A 1348-nucleotide genomic window follows, 5' to 3' on the forward strand; every position below is an offset into this window, starting at 1 on the left:
ATCCTAGCCTAACCGACGGCGATGAGGTAAGCTTCGACACGCTAGCATCCAGCGCGATAAATATAAAGCGCGTCGAGGGCTCTAAATCCAAAGACCGCGTAGCGCAAAAAGTAACCCCACAGCCAAAAGAATCTGCAAAGCAAAACAATGAAATTTTTGGCGATAAGAATTTTGCAGAAAATAATATATCCAAAACGCCTTCCTTTCAAAGCTCTACCGAAAATATCGCAAACGATATATCTGCCGTAAAAGAAACGAAGGTCGCAAAAAAAATTAATAAATTTAAATTTAACCGCAAAGTCAAGCCTACGAGTGCAAAAAAACCGAAATTCTTTGGATTTGAGTTCGTCCAAACAGACGACCTACGCACTACGCAAAGCGTCGAGAGTAAAATTTATACTTCATCCATCCGTAAGGAAGGGCTTAAATCCATAATCCTGCCCATAGCGCCGATAGTCATTATTTTGATATTCCGCTCGCAAATCGCAAGTATATTTCTATCTTTTTCACAGATCGAAGCTTACGTTAATCAAGACACGGTTTATATGGTGATGGATCTGCTGATTTTTCTTAGTTTTGCGCTATTTTATCTGCTGCCGCTTAACCGTGCGATAAACCTACTCTCCATAGCGACGCACGATCAATACCCAATGCGTCAAATGGCGAATTACAACGTCTTTATCATCCTGTGCGTCATCTCTACGATCCTGCAGGATAAGAGCCTGGGGCTGGATGAGTTCGAGCAGATTTTCATCTGCGGCGTGATCGGATTTGGGCTAATTTCGTTTTATTATAAGTTCAAGGCGTTTGCGTTTATGTTTTTCAAAACTGCAGGCTCGATCCTATTTGCTCCTGCGCTGCTCGTGGAGCTCGCAGCTATTATTTTCATCGGTATCGGCGACCGCTATACTGGCGCGTCGATGAAATTTATGGAGCTTACGGGGCTATTTTTTGCGAGCACGGCGTGGAGATACATCATAATTTTTATCGTTATGTCGCCACTTTATTTCCTTGGATTTTGTATGCTAAGGCGGATTAAAAAATAAATTCTACAAAATTTTGCCGCAGATTTGGCTGCGATGAAATTTTACTACGATAGAATTCCACTCAAAATTTCATCGCAAAATTTAGCATGACGACAGAATTTAGCGAGAATTTGAACTTTATCAAAGTAAAATTCTACCACATTGAAATTTTATCGCAATAAAATTCCGCAATTGTAGGCGCAGATCGCACGCCCTAAAGCAATATATGTCTTTTATACGCGTTAACGCACGCTTAAAAAAATACACCAATACTGCGAATTTCGATGCAATGTTCTCTTTTATTTGATAAAAGCCATAGTAAT

1 protein-coding gene is annotated in these 1348 nt (G+C 40.4%); it reads left to right on the top strand.

From position 1 onward, the window contains the following. On the top strand, positions 1–1046 hold a 1046-nt coding region (locus tag Q0140_RS04690; RefSeq protein WP_297962370.1), incomplete at its 5' end, for a hypothetical protein. Between the last annotated feature and the right edge of the window lie 302 nt (positions 1047–1348).

The organism is uncultured Campylobacter sp. (genome assembly GCF_938045405.1).
Taxonomy (GTDB): domain Bacteria; phylum Campylobacterota; class Campylobacteria; order Campylobacterales; family Campylobacteraceae; genus Campylobacter_B.